At 66.8% G+C, this 16455-nt stretch carries 19 protein-coding genes; 11 read left to right on the top strand and 8 right to left on the bottom strand.

Going from position 1 to position 16455, the window contains the following annotated elements; genetic code table 11:
* Positions 1–41: 41 nt before the first annotated feature.
* A complete protein-coding gene (locus AADI75_RS04780) occupies positions 42–527 on the top strand; it encodes a DUF6438 domain-containing protein (RefSeq protein WP_341207905.1) in 486 nt (161 codons plus the stop codon).
* Between the two features lie 203 nt (positions 528–730).
* Here the strand turns inward: AADI75_RS04780 and AADI75_RS04775 are convergent, their stop codons facing one another.
* On the bottom strand, positions 731–1081 hold the full coding sequence (locus AADI75_RS04775) for an STAS/SEC14 domain-containing protein (protein WP_341207904.1): 351 nt from the start codon (positions 1079–1081) through the stop codon (positions 731–733).
* 100 nt (positions 1082–1181) lie between these two features.
* On the opposite strand from AADI75_RS04775, the gene hrcA reads away from it, so the two are divergent.
* Together hrcA and grpE are read left to right on the top strand one after the other, a co-directional pair.
* Positions 1182–2225, top strand: a complete 1044-nt coding sequence (gene hrcA / locus AADI75_RS04770; protein ID WP_341207903.1) for a heat-inducible transcriptional repressor HrcA — start codon at positions 1182–1184, stop codon at positions 2223–2225.
* A gap of 34 nt (positions 2226–2259) precedes the next feature.
* Positions 2260–2811, top strand: a complete 552-nt coding sequence (grpE, locus tag AADI75_RS04765) for a nucleotide exchange factor GrpE (protein ID WP_341207902.1) — start codon at positions 2260–2262, stop codon at positions 2809–2811.
* 181 nt (positions 2812–2992) lie between these two features.
* Here grpE and AADI75_RS04760 read toward each other — a convergent pair whose 3' ends face one another.
* The gene (locus tag AADI75_RS04760) at positions 2993–4321 is read right to left on the bottom strand and encodes an MFS transporter (RefSeq protein ID WP_341207901.1); all 1329 of its coding nucleotides are present in this window, start codon (positions 4319–4321) and stop codon (positions 2993–2995) included.
* Between the two features lie 115 nt (positions 4322–4436).
* Between AADI75_RS04760 and cyoA the strand changes: the two genes are divergently transcribed.
* The 5 genes from cyoA to AADI75_RS04735 are packed head-to-tail and all read left to right on the top strand — an operon-like array spanning position 4437 to position 9345.
* On the top strand, positions 4437–5597 hold the full coding sequence (gene cyoA / locus AADI75_RS04755) for a ubiquinol oxidase subunit II (RefSeq protein WP_341207900.1): 1161 nt from the start codon (positions 4437–4439) through the stop codon (positions 5595–5597).
* A 7-nt stretch (positions 5598–5604) separates the two neighbouring features.
* Positions 5605–7605, top strand: a complete 2001-nt coding sequence (gene cyoB / locus AADI75_RS04750) for a cytochrome o ubiquinol oxidase subunit I (RefSeq protein WP_341207899.1) — start codon at positions 5605–5607, stop codon at positions 7603–7605.
* A gap of 5 nt (positions 7606–7610) precedes the next feature.
* On the top strand, positions 7611–8243 hold the full coding sequence (gene cyoC / locus AADI75_RS04745) for a cytochrome o ubiquinol oxidase subunit III (protein ID WP_341207898.1): 633 nt from the start codon (positions 7611–7613) through the stop codon (positions 8241–8243).
* On the top strand, positions 8243–8653 hold the full coding sequence (gene cyoD, locus AADI75_RS04740) for a cytochrome o ubiquinol oxidase subunit IV (RefSeq protein ID WP_341207897.1): 411 nt from the start codon (positions 8243–8245) through the stop codon (positions 8651–8653). Before cyoC ends, cyoD begins: the two co-directional genes overlap by 1 nt.
* Positions 8653–9345 carry an SURF1 family cytochrome oxidase biogenesis protein gene (locus AADI75_RS04735; protein ID WP_341207896.1) on the top strand — a complete coding sequence of 231 codons (693 nt, stop codon included), beginning with the start codon at positions 8653–8655 and terminating at the stop codon, positions 9343–9345. Before cyoD ends, AADI75_RS04735 begins: the two co-directional genes overlap by 1 nt.
* A 209-nt stretch (positions 9346–9554) precedes the next feature.
* Here the strand turns inward: AADI75_RS04735 and AADI75_RS04730 are convergent, their stop codons facing one another.
* Positions 9555–9812, bottom strand: coding sequence for a hypothetical protein (locus AADI75_RS04730; RefSeq protein ID WP_341207895.1), 258 nt, complete (start codon positions 9810–9812; stop codon positions 9555–9557).
* Here AADI75_RS04730 and AADI75_RS04725 point away from each other — a divergent pair.
* The 3 genes from AADI75_RS04725 to AADI75_RS04715 all read left to right on the top strand — a co-directional run bounded on the left by AADI75_RS04725 (position 9784) and on the right by AADI75_RS04715 (position 12512).
* Positions 9784–10506 (top strand): DUF4394 domain-containing protein, encoded by a 723-nt coding sequence (locus AADI75_RS04725; RefSeq protein WP_341207894.1) that lies wholly within the window; start codon positions 9784–9786, stop codon positions 10504–10506. The two genes, AADI75_RS04730 and AADI75_RS04725, sit on opposite strands and share 29 nt — an antisense overlap.
* Before the next feature lie 180 nt (positions 10507–10686).
* Positions 10687–11985: an ATP-binding protein gene (locus AADI75_RS04720; RefSeq protein WP_341207893.1), complete on the top strand. Its 1299-nt coding sequence runs from the start codon at positions 10687–10689 to the stop codon at positions 11983–11985.
* The gene (locus AADI75_RS04715; RefSeq protein ID WP_341207892.1) at positions 11982–12512 is read left to right on the top strand and encodes a response regulator transcription factor; all 531 of its coding nucleotides are present in this window, start codon (positions 11982–11984) and stop codon (positions 12510–12512) included. Before AADI75_RS04720 ends, AADI75_RS04715 begins: the two co-directional genes overlap by 4 nt.
* Before the next feature lie 139 nt (positions 12513–12651).
* Here AADI75_RS04715 and AADI75_RS04710 read toward each other — a convergent pair whose 3' ends face one another.
* From AADI75_RS04710 to purC, 5 genes are all read right to left on the bottom strand, one after another.
* Positions 12652–13395: a glutaredoxin gene (locus tag AADI75_RS04710; RefSeq protein WP_341207891.1), complete on the bottom strand. Its 744-nt coding sequence runs from the start codon at positions 13393–13395 to the stop codon at positions 12652–12654.
* Between the two features lie 72 nt (positions 13396–13467).
* Positions 13468–14475 carry a glycosyltransferase family 4 protein gene (locus AADI75_RS04705; RefSeq protein ID WP_341207890.1) on the bottom strand — a complete coding sequence of 336 codons (1008 nt, stop codon included), beginning with the start codon at positions 14473–14475 and terminating at the stop codon, positions 13468–13470.
* Positions 14476–14638: 163 nt separating this feature from the next.
* The gene (purQ, locus tag AADI75_RS04700; protein WP_341207889.1) at positions 14639–15307 is read right to left on the bottom strand and encodes a phosphoribosylformylglycinamidine synthase subunit PurQ; all 669 of its coding nucleotides are present in this window, start codon (positions 15305–15307) and stop codon (positions 14639–14641) included.
* Complete coding sequence (gene purS / locus AADI75_RS04695; protein WP_028967004.1) at positions 15304–15534, bottom strand: phosphoribosylformylglycinamidine synthase subunit PurS; 231 nt, start codon at positions 15532–15534, stop codon at positions 15304–15306. The genes purQ and purS overlap by 4 nt, the downstream gene beginning before the upstream one ends.
* Positions 15535–15580: 46 nt before the next feature.
* On the bottom strand, positions 15581–16360 hold the full coding sequence (purC, locus tag AADI75_RS04690; protein ID WP_341207888.1) for a phosphoribosylaminoimidazolesuccinocarboxamide synthase: 780 nt from the start codon (positions 16358–16360) through the stop codon (positions 15581–15583).
* Positions 16361–16455: the final 95 nt, after the last annotated feature.

Here is a 16455-nt window from a genome sequence, read left to right as displayed (position 1 = left end):
GGGGTTGGTGCGGCGGCGCCAGCGGCTAACGGGAGGATGCGATGCGGGTGATGATGGCGATGGTGGCGGTCCTGGCGGCGGGGTGTACGCCGGTCGAACTGCGATCGCGCCCGGTGGCGATCGAGGGCGATTCGATCAGCTATGCGACGGGACCGTGCTATGGGACCTGCCCGGTGTACAAGGTGACGGTCCGCGCCGACGGCACGGGCACGTTCGAGGGCGAGCGCTTCACTGCGGTGTCGGGCAGCCGCGCGTTCCGGGTGACGCCGGACGATTACCGCCGCTTCGCCGCCGCGCTCGAACCGTATCGACCCGATGGCGAACGGCGGGTGGAGATGGGCTCACCCGATTGCGGCCCCGCGCCGACCGACATGCCGAGCGTCGACGTGAACTGGGCGCTGGCAAGCGGCGGGGCAGGGCATCTGCATTTCTATTACGGGTGCCGGGTCGGCAAGGCGGCGATGGCGGAGGCGTTAAGGCAGGCGCCGTCGTTGCTGCCGATCGCGGGGTTCGTGGGCAAGCGGTGATGCGCTGAGTTGGCATTGCGCGTCTGTCACCCCGCTCGCCGCTGCCGTCATCCCCGCGGAGGCGGGGATCCAGACGCGCAGGCTTCTCGATAGAGGCGCGAGATCCGAGGTTCTGGATTCCCGCCTTCGCGGGAATGACGGGGAGGAGCGTGGGCGCGTCGCCGGTTTTCGCATAAAGCGCTGACGGCGTGCGGCAAGGTCGCTTATTCGACCACCCACGCCCGCGCCGCCGCAGGGTCATCGAACAATTGCAGATACGGCTGCGTCATGACGCGGCGCACCTGCGCGCGCAGCACGGCGCTGACCGCGACGATCGCGATGCGGCTCGCCTTCGGGAACGGGCCCATATGTTGCGCCAATGCCGCCAGCGTCTCCTGCGGTTGCGGGCCGCACGCGCTCATGTCGATCAGCAGGCAATAGCCGGGACGGAAATGCGCGGCGAGGAACTGGCGCATGACGTCGCGCGTGTAGGTGACCACCTCGTCAGGCGTGAAGATTCGGTGCCAGCGGATCGCCAGCAATTGCGTGTCGTGATCGAACGAAACGTCGTACATTGTTGATCTTCCTCGACATCTTCGTAGCGCCCGGCAGGTTGCGGAAAGATGAAGGCACCCGCGGTTGAGCCGCGCGGCGCAGACGCTTACATCTGCGTGCGTGACCCGTTCGCCGCCCATCGCCGAGCTGACCGATCGCGCCCGCGACATTTTCCGGCGCGTCGTCGACGGCTATCTGGAGAGCGGGCAGCCGGTCGGGTCGCGCACGCTGGCGCAGGCGGGGCTCAACCTGTCGCCCGCCTCGATCCGCGGGGTGCTGGCGCAGCTCGAGCTGGCCGGGCTGCTGACCGCGCCGCATACCTCGGCGGGGCGGATGCCTACGGAGCGCGGGCTGCGGCTGTTCGTCGACGGCATGATGCAGGCGCACGCGCCGAGCGACGAGGAACGCCAGCAGATCGAGGCGCGCGCCGGCACCGGCGGGCCGGTCGAGGAAGCGCTGGCGGCGACCACCGCGGCGCTGTCGGGGCTGTCGGCGTGCGCCGGGCTGGTGATGGTGCCCAAGCGCGAGGCGGTGCTGCGGTCGATCGGCTTCGTGCCGCTTGGGGCCACGCAGGCGCTGGCGGTGCTGGTCGGGGAGGATGGCGCGGTCGAGAATCGCGTGATCGACCTGCCCGCGGGGATCGCGCCGGGCGCGTTGGTCGAGGCGGGCAATTTCATGACCGCGACGCTTGCCGGGCTGACGCTGGGCGAGGCGCGCGCGCGGCTGGAGCACGAACTGTCGCAGGGGCGCTCGGCGCTCGACGCGGCGGCGCGGGCGCTGGTCGAACGCGGGCTGGCGGTGTGGAGCGAGGATGGCGCACGCCGCCCGGTGCTGATCGTCCGCGGGCACGGCCGGCTGCTCGACGATGCCGATGCCGCCGATCTGGAGCGGGTGCGCGCCCTGCTCGACGATCTCGACGGCAAGCAGGAGGTCGCGGCGCTGCTCGACTCGGCGCGCGCGGGCGATGCCACCCGCATCTTCATCGGCGCGGAGAACAAATTGTTCACGCTCAGCGGCTCCTCGGTGATCGCAAAGCCGTTCCGCGGTCGTGACGGGCGCGTGGTCGGGGTGGTGGGCGTGATCGGCCCGACGCGGTTGAACTACGCGCGCGTCGTGCCCATGGTGGATTTCACGGCCGCGACGCTTACCCGCTTGCTGGGGTGAGGCGCGGTTTTCGACGTAGAAGAACAGGACGGATATGACCGACAACGCCACCCCTGCCGACGACCTTCGGGAAGTAACCGCCGAGGCCGCCCCCGAGGTCGCGGAACACGACGCCGCCGCGACGCGGATCGCCGAGCTGGAGGAACAGCTCGCCGCCGCACGCCAGGAGACGCTGTATGCGCAGGCCGATATCCAGAACGTCCGCCGCCGCGCCGAGAAGGACGCCGCCGATGCGCGTGCCTATGCCGCAACCGGCTTTGCGCGCGACGTGCTGTCGGTGGCCGACAATCTGGAGCGCGCGCTGGCCGCGATCCCGGCGAGCCTGCGCGAGGACGAGAAGTTCAAGGGGCTGGTCACCGGCCTCGAGGCGACCGGCCGCGAGCTGGCGAACGTCTTCGGCCGGCACGGGCTGACCAAGATCGACGCGATGGGGCAGTCGCTCGACCCCAACAAGCACCAGGCAATGATGGAAGTGCCGAGTGACGCCGCGCCGGGCACGATCGTGCAGGAGATGCAGTCGGGCTGGATGATCAAGGATCGCCTGCTTCGCCCGGCGTTGGTCGGTGTGGCGAGGAAGCCGGATTGAACGGCAGACGAAGGATACGCCATCCCCGCGAAGGCGGAAATCCAGAACCCCTGAGATTGCGACCCCATCGACGGACCCGCGCGTCTGGATCCCCGCCTCCGCGGGGATGACGGGTAAAGGAAGAGGGCGGGCGGCGGCTTCCACCGCGCCCGCCCTTTTTCGTGGCCGACGCCGCCGCGGCTCAGTCGAGTCGGCGTGCCAGTTCCACGTTCAGCCCCAGCGCGATCAGCGTGCCGAGCGCGCCCGACAGAAGATAACCGCCCGCCGCGACCAGCCCGAACGCCTGCGTCAGCGCCAGCGCGGCCAGCGGGGCGAAGCCCGCGCCGAACAGCCATGCCAGATCCGACGTCAGCGCCGCGCCGGTGTAGCGCGCGCGCTTCGGGAAGTTGCTGGTCACCGCGCCCGACGACTGGCCGAACGACAGGCCGAGCAGCAGGAAGCCCATGACCATGAACAGGATCTCGCCCGCACGGCCGCCGTTCAGCAGCGTCGGCGCGAATCCGCTGAAGGCCGCAATGCCCGCGGCGGTATAGCCCAGCACGCTGCGCCGCCCGATCCGGTCGGCAAGCAGCCCCGACAGCACGATCGCGCCCAGCCCGACGACGCCGCCCAGCACCTCGATCATCAGGAAGGTCGAGATATCCTCGCGGGTGTAGAGCGCCACCCACGACAGCGGGAACACCGTGACCATATGGAACAGCGCGAAGCTGGCCAGCGGCGCGAACGCCCCGATGATGATGTTGCGCCACTGCGCCTTAACGGTCGCGGTGACGCGCGACGGGGTCAGCTCGCGGGTGTGGAACAGCTCGCTATATTCCGGCGTCACGACGATGCGTAGCCGCGCGAACAGCGCCACGACGTTGAGCGCGAAGGCGACGAAGAACGGATAGCGCCAGCCCCACGAGATGAAGTCCTCCGGTGCCAGCGTCGACAGGAAGAAGGCGAACAGCGCGCTCGCCACGATCAGGCCCAGCGGCGCGCCGAGCTGCGGCACCATCGCCCACCATCCGCGCTTCTTCTCGGGCGCGTTGAGCGCGAGCAGCGACGGCAGCCCGTCCCAGGCGCCGCCCAGCGCGATCCCCTGGCCGACCCGGAACAGCGCCAGCAGCACCGCCGACGAGGTGCCGATCGTCGCATAGCCGGGCAGGAACGCGACCAGCACCGTCGAGGTGCCGAGCAGGAACAGCGCGATCGTCAGCTTCGTGCCGCGACCGTAGCGACGGTCGAGCTTCATGAAGATCTGCGTGCCGATCGGCCGCGCGATGAATGCCAGCGGGAAGAGCGCGAACGACCACAGAGTCGCGGCGATCGGCTGCATATAGGGGAAGATCACCGCCGGGAACACGAGCACCGAGGCGATCGCATAGACGAAGAAGTCGAAGAACTCGGAGGTACGGCCGATGATCACGCCGATCGCGATTTCACCGGGGCGCACATCGTGATCCCCTTTGCTATGAAGGGCGCGAGCATCCTGCTCTAGCGACGTGGACGAAGCGGTGGCCATATTCATTCCCGATCGGTCGGACGGACGGTTTCCGGCGGAGCCCTACCCTAAACCATTCGCGGCGTGGATGGGACAAAATGTCCTATTCCGCTGCGCCGCAGCAAAGCCTAGCTCGCGCGGCATGACCCGTCGTCCCGCCCCCCGTCGTTCCACCCGACCTGCGCCCGGCCGCACGCGCTTCGTCCGTCACCTCGCTGCCGCGGCCGCGCTGGCCGCGCTCGGCGGATGCAACACCGTCGTGATGCGCCCCGCCGGGGATGTTGCGGTGCAGGAATCCAACCTGATCGTCTGGTCGGTCGTGCTGATGCTGCTGATCATCGTGCCGGTCATGGCATTGGTGGTGCTGTTCGCGTGGCGCTATCGCGAGTCGAACACCGAGGCGAGCTACGAGCCCGACTGGGATCATTCGACGGGGCTGGAGCTGGTGATCTGGGCAGCGCCGCTGCTGATCATCATCGCGCTGGGTGCCCTGACCTGGGTGGGCACGCACACGCTGGACCCATATCGCCCGCTGGCGCGCACCGCGCCGGGCAAGCCGGTGGCGGCGAACGTAACGCCGCTGGAGGTGCAGGTCGTCGCGCTCGATTGGAAATGGCTGTTCATCTACCCCGAACAGGGCGTGGCGACGGTCAACGAGCTGGTCGTGCCGGTCGATCGCCCGGTGAAGTTCACGATGACCTCGTCGAGCGTCATGAACGCGCTGTGGGTGCCGGCGATGGCGGGCATGATCTACACGATGCCGGGCATGGAGACGGTGCTGCACGGCGTGCTGAACCGCACCGGCAAGTTCGAGGGCCGTTCGGGTAATTATTCGGGCGCCGGCTTTTCGCACATGACCTTCTGGACACATTCCGTGACCCCGGCGCGCTTCGACCAATGGGTCGCAGGCGTGAAGCGCAACCGCTGGCAGCTCGACAATGCCACCTATCTGAAGCTCGCCAAGCCGAGCGAGAAGGTGCGTCCGATCGGCTTCGGCGCGGTCGACGCGGGGTTGTTCAAACGCGTCGTCGCGATGTGCACGAAGCCGGGCACCAATTGCATGGAGAACATGTCGCATGCCGGCCCGGCGGTGAACGACCGGCCGCAGCGCCCCGACGAGCCCGAGGGCGCGCTGACCCGCGATCCGTCGCAGAAGGGCGACAGTCCACACTCGACCGCGCCGCAGGGTGCGGCGCCGGGATCGAACGATCCGGGGGCGGGAAACCGTGATATGACCATGCTCGATAAATTCGGGCTCGACCTTCCCGCGCCGCGGCGCGCCAACGCCTCCAAGGAGGCTTGAGGACATCATGTCGGACGACCTCATCAAGACGATCTTCGGGCGGCTGACGCTCGAGAGCTTTCCGATCCACGAGCCGATCCTGGTCGGGACCTTCATCATGGTCGCGATCGGCGGTGCCGCGGTGTTGGGCGCGCTCACCTATTTCAAACTGTGGGGCTATCTCTGGAAGGAGTGGTTCACCAGCGTCGATCACAAGAAGATCGGCATCATGTACATCGTGCTGGCGCTCATCATGTTCCTGCGCGGCTTCGCCGACGCGTTGATGATGCGCGCGCAGCAGGCGGTCGCCTTTAACGGCAGCGAGGGCTTCCTGCCTGCGCACCACTACGACCAGGTGTTCACCGCGCACGGTGTGATCATGATCTTCTTCGTGGCGATGCCGTTCGTCGCGGGGCTGATGAACTATGTCGTCCCGCTGCAGATCGGCGCGCGCGACGTCAGCTTCCCGTTCCTGAACAATTTCAGTTTCTGGATGACGGTCAGCGGTGCGGTCACCGTGATGATGAGCCTGTTCGTCGGTGAGTTCGCGCGGACCGGCTGGCTGGCGATGGCGCCCTTGTCGGGGCTTGATTACTCGCCCGATGTCGGCGTCGACTATTATATCTGGGCGCTTCAGATCGCGGGCGTCGGGACCTTGCTGTCGGGCGTCAACCTGCTGGCGACGATCATCAAGATGCGCGCGCCGGGCATGAGCCTGATGCAGATGCCGATCTTCACCTGGTCAGCGCTGGTCACCAACGTCCTGATCGTCGCGGCCTTCCCGGTGCTGACCGCGGTGCTCGCGATGCTCAGCCTCGATCGCTACATCGGCACCAACTTCTTCACGAACACCGGCGGGGGCAACCCGATGATGTACGTGAACATGATCTGGATCTGGGGCCACCCGGAGGTCTACATCCTGATCCTGCCGGCGTTCGGCGTATTCTCGGAGGTCGTCTCGACCTTCTCGGGCAAGCGGCTGTTCGGCTATACCTCGATGGTCTACGCGCTGATCGTCATCTGCATCCTGTCGTATCTGGTGTGGCTGCACCACTTCTTCACGATGGGTTCGGGCGCCAGCGTCAACAGCTTCTTCGGCATCACGACGATGATCATCTCGATCCCGACGGGGGCGAAGATCTTCAACTGGCTGTTCACGATGTATCGCGGGCGGATCCGTTTCGAGCTGCCGATGATGTGGGCGGTCGCGTTTATGCTGACCTTCGTGGTCGGGGGCATGACCGGGGTGATGCTGGCGGTGCCGCCGGCGGACTTCCAGTTCCACAATTCGCTGTTCCTGATCGCGCACTTCCACAACGTCATCATCGGCGGCGTGCTGTTCGGGATGTTCGCGGGCGTGAATTACTGGTGGCCCAAGGCCTTCGGGTTCAAGCTCGACAAATTCTGGGGCACGATCAGCTTCTGGTGCTGGGTCGTCGGCTTCTGGGTCGCGTTCACTCCGCTGTACGTGCTGGGGCTGATGGGTGTCACCCGCCGTCTGCGCGCCTTCGAGGATCCGTCGCTCCAGATCTGGTTCGTGATCGCCGCGATCGGTGCGCTGATCATCGCCGCCGGGATCGGCGCCATGCTGATGCAATTCTACGTCAGCATCCGCGACCGCGAGAAGCTGCGCGATTTCACGGGCGATCCGTGGAACGGCCGCACGCTGGAATGGGCGACCTCGTCCCCGCCGCCGGCCTATAATTTCGCCTTCTCGCCGGTCGTCCACGATCTGGACGCGTGGCATGACATGAAGTCGAAGAAGGCCGAGCGTCCGACCAGCGGCTTCCGCGCGATCCACATGCCAAAGAACACCGGCGCCGGCGTCATTCTGGCGGGTCTGTCGACCGTGTTCGGCGTGGCGATGATCTGGTACATCTGGTGGCTGGCGGCGGTGGCGTTCGTCGCGCTGATCGCGACCGCGATCGGGCACACCTTCAACTACGACCGCGACTTCCACATTCCCGTCGAGGATGTCGTCAATAGCGAGGATGCGCGCACCCGCGCGCTCCAGCAGGCGGGGGTGTGAGCACGATGAGCACGACGACGCAGACCGCCCCGGGCACCCAGGCCCCGTCCTATTACGATCTGGACGAGCACGAGCATCCGCCCGGCGCCAGCACGATGCTGGGGTTCTGGCTGTACCTGATGAGCGACTGCCTCATCTTCGCGATGCTGTTCGCGGCGTACGGCGTGTACGGCGGCAGCTATGCCGGCGGACCGGGGCCCAAGGAGCTGTTCGAGCTGCCGCTGGTGGCGGTGAACACGACCGCGCTGCTGCTGTCGTCGATCACCTATGGCTTCGCGATGATCAACGCCGACGAGCAGAACAAGGCAGCGACCTTGCGTTGGCTAGCGATCACCGGCGTGTTCGGTGCGGCGTTCCTGTCGATCGAGCTGTATGAATTCAGCACCCTGATCCACGAAGGCGCTGGGCCGTGGCGCTCAGCGTTCCTGTCGTCCTTCTTCACCTTGGTCGGTACGCACGGGCTGCACGTTACCTTCGGCATCATCTGGCTGGTGACGCTGATGGTGCAGGTCGCGCGCCGCGGGTTGGAACCGGCCAACCTGCGCCGCCTGCAGTGCCTGTCGCTGTTCTGGCACTTCCTCGACGTCATCTGGATCGGCGTCTTCACCTTCGTCTATCTGCTGGGAGTGCTCCGCTGATGAGCGCCGATACGCACGGTCACGGCCAGGCCCACGATCACGGCCACCACGACGCGCACGACCATCACGGCGGTGCCGCACACGGTTCGCGCCGCGAATATTGGATCGGCTTCCTCCTGTCGGTGCTGCTGACCGCGCCGGCCTTCGGGCTGGTGATGACGGGCGTCATCTCCGATCCACGCGTCACCGCCGGGATCGTGATGGCGCTGGCGATGGTGCAGATCGTGGTCCACATGATCTACTTCCTGCACATGAACACCAAGTCCGAGAACGGCTGGACGATGCTGGCGTTGATCTTCACCGCGATCATCGTGCTGATCGTGATCGCCGGGTCGCTGTGGGTGATGTACCACATGAACCTCAACATGATGCCGGGCATGGGTGGAGAGATGTCCAGCGGCGGCATGTGATGCGCGCACGCCATGCCCTTGCCGGCGTCGCGCTGCTGCTGGCGGCGGTGCTGGCGGGGCTGGGCGTGTGGCAGGTCGAGCGGCGCGCGTGGAAGCTCGCGCTGATCGACCGGGTCGAGGCGCGGCTCGCCGCCCCGGCCCAGCCCGCCCCGCCCCACGCGCGTTGGGCAACGATCACCGACGACGACGCCTACGCCCGCGTCACCGCCGCCGGGACGTGGCGCGCCGCCCCGCCGATCTTCACGCAGGCGGTCACCGATTTCGGCGCGGGCTATTGGGTGCTGTCGCCGCTCGACACCGCGGGCGGCACAATCCTCGTCAACCGCGGCTTTGTGCCCGCCGGCGATCGCAAGGCCATCGGTTCGCCGAGCGGCGCCGCGCGCATCACCGGCCTGCTGCGCGTCACCGAGCCCGACGGCGGCTTCCTGCGCGACAACGATCCTGCCGACGACCGCTGGTATTCGCGCGACACCGAAGCGATCGGCCGCGCGCGCCGACTCGGTCCGGTCGCGCCCTATTTCATCGACGCCGAGGCGGTGCCGGGGGTGGAGTGGCCGCGTGGCGGGCTGACGGTGGTGCGCTTCCGCAACAATCACCTGGTCTATGCGGTGACATGGTTCGGGTTGGCGGCGATGATGGCGTATTTCGCGTGGCGCATCGTGCGCATCCGGGACGAGGCGGAAGCGGCTTAGCGGGACTAAACACTTCCCGAGGCCCAAGCGTTCCCGGCATTGATAAATTTAAGATCCGGTAAGCATTCGTCGCATGTTGGCCGTGAAGGCGATCACACGGTTGAAGGTAGAAGATACGATCGTTTCGGCAAATAGATGCACGCCTTTGCCGGACACAAAATGTAATTCTTTCAATGCCCGCTTATCACGTCGTCATCGTTGACTCGGCGTTAATCAAGCGCTGTCTGGTCGATGGCAAGCGCGGCCCGATAATCCTTACGGCCGCTGCTTCGTCCGACGACAACAGAGGGAGTTGCGGTCATGATTAAATCATCATTGCTCGCCTGCGCGGCATTGCTACTACCGGCAGCCGCATCGGCGGCGACGATCTTCGGCGTGGACGAAACCAACCAGCTGGTGACCTTCAGCAGCACGACGCCCGGGACGTTCACCTCGTCGGTGAAGATCACCGGCACCAGCAGCAGCATCGAGGCACTCGATTTCCGTCCACTGAACGGCGCGCTTTATGGTCTGGGCACGGACCGCATAGTCTACACGATCGACACCATGACGGGCGTGGCCACCGCCGCCAGTGCGGCGCTGGGCATCGAAGGAAGCGTCTTCGGGTTCGACTTCAATCCCACGATCGATCGCGTGCGGATCGTGAGCAATACCAACAACAATTACGTCTACAATCCGAACGACGGTTCGCTGACGGGCGCGCCGACCACCAGCGCGCTCGGCTATGCCGTCGGTGATGCCAACGCCGGCCGCGATCCGGGCGTCAGCGCGGCGGCCTATACCACGTCGAGCTTCGGCGCGCCGGGCACTTCCACGCAGCTTTACGTGATCGACACCGACCTCGACGTGCTCGCCCGGCAGAACAACAACGGCGGCGTGTTGACGACGGTAGGCGGACTGGGAGTCGATCTCGGCTCGCGTACCAGCTTCGACATCGCCGGCAACGAGGCCTTCGCCTTCAACGGACGCTCGCTCTATAGCGTCGACCTCGCCTCCGGTGCGCTGTCGTCGTTGGGCGATGCGCCGCGCCAGCTGTTCGGGATCGCGGTCGCGCCGGTTCCCGAGCCAGCGACTTGGGCGATGATGATCATGGGGTTCGGTGCGGTCGGCTATTCCATGCGCCGTCGTTCGACGACACGAGTCGCGCGGCAGATCGCCTGATCCGAAGTGGCCGCGGCGCAGTCGGGTGACGGTGCCGCGGTCATATTCTTTGCCCATGCCTGCGCGCCGAGATGCCGTCATCCGCGCCTGCGTGTCCATCGGCGACTTTCTCACCGGCGATCCCGCGCCAGCCTGATCGGGTGATAGCGCACCACCCCCGATCCGCCGTAAGGAGCGGGGATGGCCGCCTCTGACATCATCGCCGGAACCGGGCTGCGCGAGGACGCTGGGCGGCGCAACGTGCGGCTGCTGTCGATCCTGCGCTGGCTGGCGGTCGGCGGCCAGCTCGCGACCATTCTGCTGGTCCACTTCGTCGTCGGGGTGCATCTGCCGCTGGTGCCGATGCTCGTCGCGGTCGCGGTGCTGGTCGCGCTCAATCTCGCGATCGCACAGATCGTCGGACGGCGGCCGATCACCTATGGCGCGCTGTTTGCGACGCTGCTGGTCGATGTCGCTTGCCTAACGACGCAGCTGTATCTCAGCGGTGGGGTCGGCAATCCGTTCGTCACCTTGTTTCTGCTGCAGGTCGTCATAGCCGCGCTGCTACTGCGCGATCATGCGAGCTGGGCGATGGTCGCGCTCAGCAGCGGGGTGTTCGCGTGGCTGGCGCATGCCGCGCCGCCGTTCGCGCTGCCGCGCGGCTGGGCCTCGACGTTGTCGACGCCGTATATTGCGGGAAGCTGGTTCAATTTCACGCTCACCGCGACCTTGCTGGCGCTGTTCGTCACGCGGATCGTCCGCAACGTTTCCGAACATGACGCGCGGCTCGCCGCGCTCCGCCAGCGTGCCGCCGAGGAGGAGCATATCGTCCGCATGGGGTTGCTCGCCAGCGGCGCGGCGCATGAACTCGGCACGCCCTTGTCGTCGATCGCGGTGATGCTGGGCGACTGGCGGCGCGAGCCCGCGATCGCCGCCTCGCCGGCGCTGCTCGCCGATCTCGACGACATGCGTACCGAGGTAACGCGCTGCAAGGACATCCTCAGCCAGGTGCTGCTCGCGTCGGGCGAGGTGCGCGGGATGGGGCCGGTGCGCACCACGCTCAAGACGTTCCTTTCGGGGATTGTCGGCGACTGGCGGGGCAAGACGCAGGTCGCCGCCGCCTACGAACATCTGATGACCGGCGACCCGCGGATCGTCGCCGACAAGGCGCTGGCGCAGACGATCACCAACCTGCTCGACAACGCGCTAGAGGCGGGTGGGCGCACGATCGCGCTGTGTGCGTGGTGGGACGGCGACCGGCTGGTGCTGTCGGTACGCGACGATGGGCGCGGGTTTGCGCCGGCGATCCTGGACGGGCTCGGCAAGCCCTATATGAGCACCAAGGCGCGGCGCGGGGCCGGGCTGGGGCTGTTCCTCGCCGTCAACGTCCTGCGCACGCTGGGCGGCACCGTCTCGGCGCGCAACCGCGAAGGCGGTGGGGGCGAGGTGACGCTGACGCTGCCGATCGCGGCAATCTCGATCCCGGAGGAAGGCGCATGAGCGAGCGACGGCTGCTGATCGTCGAGGATGATGCGGTGTTCGCGCGCACGCTGGCGCGCTCGTTCGAGCGGCGCGGCTATCAGGTGCGCGCGATCGCCGACCCCGACGATCTCGATGCGGCGGTGGACGCGCTGAAGCCGGATCATGCGGTAGTCGACCTAAGACTTGGCAATGCCTCCGGGCTGACGTGCGTCGCGCGGCTCCATGCACTCGACGCGCAGATGCGGATCGTGGTGCTGACCGGCTTCGCGAGCATCGCGACCGCGGTCGAGGCGGTGAAGCTGGGAGCGACCAATTACCTGTCGAAGCCGGCGAATTCCGACGATATCGAGGCGGCATTCCAGGCCAGCGGCGAAGGCGACGCCACCGTCGAGCTGGTCGCGCCGCCGACGTCGCTGCGCACGCTGGAATGGGAGCATATCCACCAGACGCTCGCCGACTGCGGGTTCAACGTATCGGAGGCGGCGCGACGGCTGGGAATGCACCGGCGGACCCTGGCGCGGAAGCTGGGCAAGCGGCATCTGTGAAGACGGGCGTCACCCCTGCGCAGGCAGGGGCCCATGTCTGTCGAATGTCGCGTCAGGTCTGACACATGAATGTCTCCAGTGTGTTAGGCTTAACGCGGCACGACACAGAAATAGGCCCCTGCCTGCGCAGGGGCGACGGTTACGAGACAGCCATCCACAGCGCCATTGCGATCATCATGACATTCTCGGTCAATGACACGAAGCCCAGCGGCACGCGGGTTGCGCCGCCGACGCAGGCGCATTTGAGATCGCGCTTGTCGACATAGACCGCCTTGAACACCGAAGCCGCTCCGACCGTGCCGATGAACAGCGCGATCGGCACCGATAGCCAGTTCGCGACATGCGCGGTCATCAGCACGCCCGCCAACCCCTCGGCAAACGGATAGACATAGCCGTAGCGCACCCAGCGTTTCGCCAGCAGGTCGTAATTGAGGAACATCGTCGAGAAGGTCTCGACGTCCTGCAACTTGAGCAGCGCGAGCACGCACATGCTGAACGCGATGAACCATTCGGCGGCGCGCAGCGTCACCGGGGTGCCGAACGCCGCGGTGCTCGCCGCCAGCGCCATCAGCGCGGTCATCGCGAACACCGCCAGCACGGGGCGGTAGCTCGTCTCACCGGATGCTGGCACGTGGATGCCGAAGAAGCGGCGCAGATCGTCATAGCCGCCGACGCGGTCGCCGGCGATGAAGGTCTGCGGCGTGGTCTTGACGCCATACGCGGCCTTGAAGGCGTCGGTTGCCTCGCGAGTGCGCAACGGCTGATCGTCGACGGTATAGCCGCGTCGCTGCAACAGGTCTTTCGCCTTTACGCCGTACGGGCAGGTGTGGGTCGGCATCACCATCCGGTAGAGCGTGGCGCGCTTTTCGGTCGTCGACGTCATATGACGAAGATAAGCGAATGCCTCGTCATTGCGAGCGACGCGACGCACTTCCGCCGCAACGACGTGGGTGGGTCAGTGACCAAGAATGCGTCGATAGAGCGCGATGTAGTCGTCGGCCATACGCGCGACGGTGAATCGCTCGGCGACGGCGCGACGGCAAGCGGCGCGGTCGATCTCGCCCGCGCGCTCGATCGCGGCCACCGCTTCGTCCACGGTGTCGACCAGGAAGCCGGTGACGCCGTCCTCGATCAGTTCGGGCATCGAGCCGCGGCGGGTGGCGATCACCGGCGTCCCGCACGCCATCGCCTCGATCACCGACAGCCCGAACGGCTCGTCGAAATTGATGAGGTGGAGCAGCGCACGCGCCTTGCCGAGCGCCGCAACGCGTGCCTCGCCCCCGACCGCGCCGTGATAGCGAATGCGATCGTCGAGCGCGGAGGCGACCGACCGGTCATGATAGCCCTGATCCTGCACGATTCCGTAGAGGTTCAGCGCGCGCGCCGATGCGCGCGCCGCCGCGATCGCCTCGGCCGCGCCCTTGTCGGGATGAAGCCGGCCGAAGAACAACAGGTCGTCGCTGCCTTCGGCATCGAAGCGAAAGTCGTCGAGCGGGATGCCGTGGTGGATCGTCGCGGCGTAACGCAGGTCAGGGTGCCGGTCGGCGTCACTGATCGCGACATAGTGCACGCGGTCCTGAAACGGCGCGTACATCGGCAGGATGCGGTCCGAGGAAAAGCCGTGGATCGTCGTCACCATCGGCGTCTCGACCAGCGGCGCGAAGGCGTGCGCGGGGAAATCGGCCTGATTGTGGATCAGGTCAAAGCGATCGGCCTGCGCGAACAGGTGGCTGAGGTGGCGATATTCCCAGACCTTCGCGTCGATGCGCGAGTCTTCGGAATAGGGTGCGGGGACGACGCCGTCGAGGGTGGCGGCGGTGAGGCTGTCGAGCGTCGCGAACAAGGTGACGTCGACGCCGCGTTCGACGAGCGCCTCGGTGAGCAGATGCGTGACCAATTCCCACGGGCCGTAATGACGCGGCGGGGTGCGCCACGCGATCGGGGCGAGCATGGCGATCTTCATCGGCGGTGGTCCTGTCGTTCGTAAGTTCGCCGCGGAAACGGCCGGGGCTGAACGACTCGGTCACGGTCGACGAGCCATCGGGAGCAGGCGAACCGAGGATAAGAAGCCTGGCCCCGGATCAACGCCCTCCTGAGCGTGTCGCAGGGCCGGGCGACGGGCGGGGTTAGGCGCCAACCGCCTCCAGCAGCCCGGTGAACATCCGCTTCCCGTCGTCGCCGCCGTGCGCGGGTTCGATGCGGCGCTCGGGGTGGGGCATCATGCCGAGCACGTTGCCGTCGGCACTGACGATGCCCGCGATGTCGCGCGCGCTGCCGTTGACCGGCTCGGCATAGCGGAACGCGATCTGGCCTTCGCCTTCCAGCCGGTCGAGCGTCTCGGGGTCGGCGACGTAATTGCCGTCATGGTGCGCGACCGGAAAGCGGACCTGCTCGCCGGCCGTATAGCCGCGCGTGAAGACGGTGCCGGCATTCTCGACGGTCAGCGCGACATCGCGGCAGACGAAGTTGAGCCCGGCGTTGCGCATCAGCGCGCCCGGAAGCAGCCCGGCCTCGGTCAGCACCTGAAAGCCGTTGCAGACGCCGAGTACCTTCAGCCCGCGCGCCGCCTGTTCGCGCACCGCGGTCATGATCGGCGAACGTGCCGCCAGCGCACCGGAGCGCAGATAATCGCCGTAGGAGAAGCCGCCGGGCACCGCCACCACGCCGATCCCGGCGGGCAGTTCGGTGTCGCGGTGCCACACCATATGCGGCGCGGTGCCGGTCGCCTGCTCCAGCGCCACCGCGATGTCGCGGTCGCAGTTGGAGCCGGGGAAGACGATGACCGCGGTCTTCACGCGCGCTCGATCCGATAATTTTCGATGACGGTGTTGGCGAGCAACTGCCGGCACATCGCGTCGACGTCCGCATCGGCGGTGTCGTCGGCGACCTCCAGCTCGATCAGCTTGCCAACCCGCGCGCTGTCGACGCCCGAGAAGCCGAGCCCCGAAAGGGCGTGTTCGATCGCCTTGCCCTGCGGATCGAGCACGCCGGGCTTGAGCGTCACGTAGATGCGAAGTTTCATGGCCGCGCGCTATGCCCCGGCGCGCGCGCCGGGGCAAGCGTGGCGGTTACTTGCCGCGGTTCTTGCGATGCTCGTCGAGGTCGAGGACCGCGGTGTCGCCACCCTCGGGCAGCAGGCCGAGCCGGCGCGCGACTTCCTGATAGGCTTCGACCTCGCCGCCCATGTCGCGGCGGAAGCGGTCCTTGTCGAGCTTCTCGTTGGAGGCCATGTCCCACAGCCGGCAGCCGTCCGGGCTGATCTCGTCCGCCAGAATGATGCGGCCGTAGTCGTTATCCCAGATTCGGCCGAACTCCAGCTTGAAGTCGACCAGCCGGATGCCGACGCCCGCGAACAGGCCCGAGAGGAAGTCGTTCACGCGAATCGCCAGATCGGCAATGTCGTGCATCTCTTCCTGGCTGGCCCAGCCGAACGCCGCGATATGCTCGTCGGAGATCATCGGATCGCCGAGCGCGTCGTCCTTGTAATAATATTCGAGGATCGTGCGCGGCAGCTTTACGCCCTCCTCGATCCCAAGCCGCTTGCTGATCGAGCCGGCGGCGACGTTGCGGACCACGACCTCGATGGGCACGATCTCGACCTGCCGGATCAACTGCTCGCGCATGTTGAGGCGGCGGATGAAGTGGGTGGGCACGCCGATGTGATCGAGCAGCGTGAAGATGTGCTCGGAGATACGGTTGTTGAGCACGCCCTTGCCGTTGATCGTGCCCTTTTTCTGGGCGTTGAAGGCGGTGGCGTCGTCCTTGAAATACTGGATCAGCGTGCCGGGCTCCGGACCCTCGTACAGGATCTTCGCCTTGCCTTCGTAGATCTGCCGCCTGCGTGCCATGCTTGCCCTCGAAAAGAAGCGCCCCGGCGGCGCAGATGTGCGGACGGCCGGGGCGGGGAATCAAGCTCGGCTATAGGGGAAGGGGGCGATGGCTG

Source organism: uncultured Sphingomonas sp., from assembly GCF_964021865.1.
Lineage (GTDB): Bacteria > Pseudomonadota > Alphaproteobacteria > Sphingomonadales > Sphingomonadaceae > Sphingomonas.
This window is presented reverse-complemented; position numbering and strand designations above follow the sequence as displayed.